The following is a 3,561-nucleotide window of genomic DNA, read 5'->3' on the forward strand; positions in this document are numbered from 1 at the left end:
ATTCAAGGATCAATCACATGAACTCGTCGCCAACTGTTTCTGAACAAGCGGATGCCCGGCATCCCTGGCTGGCGGTGGTCGCTGTAGGCCTTGCGACCTTTTGCGTCGTAACCACGGAGATGCTGCCGGTCGGCTTGCTTACGCCAATTGCCCAGACGCTGGATACGTCTGCCGGAACCGCCGGTTTAATGATCTCGTTGCCCGCACTGCTGGCGGCGATGTTTGCGCCGCTGGTGGTCATGGCGGCGGGTGGCACAGACCGGCGCAGGATACTGTGTGGTTTGTTGGGGCTGCTGGTGATTGCCAATATTGCCGGGGCGCTTGCCCCGAGCATGGCGTGGATGCTTGCAACTCGCATTCTGGTCGGTTTCTGTATAGGTGGCATCTGGGCCATTGCCGCTGGTCTGGCCTCCAGGCTTGTCCCCAATCATGCAGTCGGATTGGCGACATCCATCATCTTCGGCGGGGTGGCGGCGGCATCTGTGCTGGGCGTGCCGCTAGGGGCACTGGTCGGCCAGATGTGGGGTTGGCGCTGGGCCTTTGGTTGCATGGCAATGCTCAGCGGGCTCGTGCTGGCACTGCATGTTGCTGTGATTCCGGCGTTACCAGTTGCGCGTTCGGCGTCCGTACGGCAGTTCGGCACGCAGCTTGGTAATCGTCAATTGCAAGTAGGCCTGGCTTTAACGCTGTTATTGGTGGCAGGTCACTTTATCGCCTTTACGTTTGTGCGTCCATTATTGCTGTCTGTTTCGGGTTTTGACGTGCAATGGATTGGGGGATTGCTGTTTGCTTACGGTATCGCGGGCATTGCCGGCAACTTTCTGATGGGCATTCTTGCCGCTCGCTATACGCAGCAGACATTGCTGGCGATTGCGCTGGGGTTGCTGCTTACGCCGGCCCTGTTCCTGCTTGTCGGACGTTCCCCCTTGGGCGGCGGCGTGACGTTACTGATTTGGGGGCTGGCTTATGGAGGCGTGTCGGTTGGTCTGATGACATGGATGATGAAAGCTGCAGCAGGCGCTGTGGAAGTAGCCACTGCACTATACGTGGGCGCATTCAATGTAGGCATAGCGCTGGGATCCTGGCTCGGCGGTCAGATGGTCGATTCGCTCGGGTTGACGGCCAATCTCTGGTTGGCTGGGGCATTTGCTGCGGCCGCCGTACTGTTGTGCTTCACAATAGGCCTGCGTCAGTACAAGGCCGTCACCGGCGGGGGGCGGGCTCATGCGACGCCGGACTGACCCTTGCTGCGACGGCGCCCATAATCAATTTCAATTGCAAGCACCGGTCGCACAAGTGGCAGCCCTACAAGCGGCGCAATTGCAAGCCGTGGCTTAGCCGGCGCTGCGTTCTATCGGCTGCTGCCCAGGCGATGCTACAGCGGGCATTTAAATTTGGGGAATATCGACAGCGGCACCTTGTGGCGCGTGAACGAGCACCATGTTATTGCGGTGAATCAGCTCTTCGTCGCGGCAATGGCCAAGAATGCTTTCGATTTCGCGGGTCGGGTGTCGCATGATCCGGCGGGTTTCGGCCGAAGAGTAATTGCTCAGTCCGCGGGCGATTTCTCGATGCTGCTGGTCGGTGCAGGCCACGACGTCGCCGCGTTCAAATTCACCGACGACATCGGTCACGCCAACAGCCAGCAGGCTTTTACCCTGGTCTACCAGCGCCTTGCATGCGCCTTCGTCCAGCACCAACTTGCCGGGCAGACGCAAATGGTCGGCCATCCATTGCTTGCGTGCGGAGCGCAAAGAGGGCGAGGCGCGCAATTCGGTGCCGATGGCTTCGCCCAGGCCCAGACGCTCCAGGACGCGCTCCTCGCGGCCAGACGCGATAATGGTGGTGGCGCCGCTACTTGCGGCGCGCTGTGCGGCCAGTACCTTGGTCAGCATGCCGCCGGTGCCGATATGGCTGCCGGCGCCGCCGGCCATTTTCTGCAGCGCCGGATCACCGGCGGTGGCCAGGTGAATAAAGCGGGCATCGGGGTTGCTGCGCGGATCGCTGTCGTATAGCCCGCGCTGGTCCGTCAGAATGATCAACGCATCGGCTTCTATCAGATTACTGACCACGGCGCCCAGGGTGTCGTTATCACCCAGGCGGATTTCGTCCGTGACCACCGTATCGTTCTCATTGACGATAGGGATGACACCGAGCTCCAGCAGTTTAAAAATGGTTGACCGCGCATTCAGATAACGCAGGCGGTCGGTCAAATCTTCATGGGTCAGCAAAATTTGTGCTGCGCGCATGTGGTGCGCTGCGAAAGCCGATTCATAGGCCTGGATCAGGCCCATCTGGCCCACCGCAGCTGCAGCCTGCAGCTCGCTCATGGCTTTGGGACGGGTTTTCCACTTCAGGCGTGCCATGCCTTCGGCGATGGCGCCGCTGGACACCAGAATCAGTTGCTTGTTCTGGCGACACAGGGTGGCGATTTGCGATGACCATTCTCCGATGGCCTGCGGATCCAGGCCCTGACCATTGTTGGTGAGCAGGGATGAGCCAACTTTGACGACGATACGCTTTGCCGTGGCCACTGAAGAAACGAAATCGCTCATGTTGCAAAAAATCCAGAAGAAGGAAACGAAAGAGTGATAGGGCGCAGAACCGTTATTTGTCGGCGTCGTTCAGATTGTGACGTGATTCGTCAAAGCGCGGATCTTCCGGCACGTAGGCTTCTGCCGCTTTGTCCTGTTCGGCCATTTCGCGACCTTTTTCTGCGTCCAGATAATCCTGCAGCGCCCAGATCAGCGCCTGGGTGCCATCGCCCGACAGGGCCGAAATGGCAAAGACCGGTCCGTCCCATTGCAGTTCCTTGCACAGCCGTTGCTGTATGTCCTGCGGATCGTTGACCATATCCAGCTTGTTCAGCACCAGCCAGCGGGGCTTGGCGTGCAGTTGGGCGTCGTATTTGCGCAGTTCTTCGGCAATGGCGCGCACGTTATGGGCGGCAACCTCCACTGGATCCTGGTCTGGATCAAGGCCGGCAACGTCCACCAGATGCAGTAACACACGAGTGCGCGACAAGTGGCGCAGGAAAAGATGGCCCAGCCCGGCGCCTTCGGAGGCCCCTTCGATCAGGCCGGGAATATCGGCGACCACAAAACTGCGTGAGGGCGAGGTGCGTACCACGCCCAGGTTTGGATGCAGGGTGGTGAAAGGGTAGTCTGCAATCTTGGGCTTGGCATTGGATATACGCGTGATGAGCGTGGATTTGCCGGCGTTGGGCATGCCCAGCAGCCCGACATCGGCCAGCACTTTGAGTTCCAGTCGCAGCTTGCGCTGCTCGCCTTCCTTGCCGTAGGTGAACTGGCGTGGCGCACGATTGACGCTGGACTTGAAGTGCAGATTGCCCATGCCCCCCTGGCCACCAGCAGCCAGCGTGACCTGCATCTGATGATGGTTCAGGTCAAACAACTGCTCATTGGTTTCGGCATCATAGATGACCGTGCCGACCGGGACACGCAGGGTGATATCGGCGGCCGCGGCGCCGTATTGGTCTGAGCCGCGGCCGTTTTCACCATTCTTGCCGCGATGCAGGCGTGCATAGCGAAAGTCGATCAG

Annotated in this window: 3 protein-coding genes; 1 reads left to right on the forward strand and 2 read right to left on the reverse strand. The window is 59.7% G+C overall.

The features are described 5' to 3' along the window. Window positions 1-1,241 (forward strand): MFS transporter (locus ACTIKR_RS20400; protein WP_442328876.1); only part of this gene is annotated, 1,241 nt, incomplete at its 5' end. A 147-nt stretch (window positions 1,242-1,388) separates the two neighbouring features. Here ACTIKR_RS20400 and proB read toward each other — a convergent pair. After that, window positions 1,389-2,555: a glutamate 5-kinase gene (proB, locus tag ACTIKR_RS20405; protein ID WP_193090503.1), complete on the reverse strand. Its 1,167-nt coding sequence runs from the start codon at window positions 2,553-2,555 to the stop codon at window positions 1,389-1,391. Window positions 2,556-2,607: 52 nt separating this feature from the next. Then, window positions 2,608-3,561, reverse strand: a 954-nt coding sequence (gene obgE / locus ACTIKR_RS20410; protein ID WP_442328877.1) for a GTPase ObgE, incomplete at its 5' end; no start/stop codon positions are given.

The sequence above is a fragment of the Advenella sp. genome (genome assembly GCF_052108595.1).
Lineage (GTDB): Bacteria > Pseudomonadota > Gammaproteobacteria > Burkholderiales > Burkholderiaceae_B > Advenella.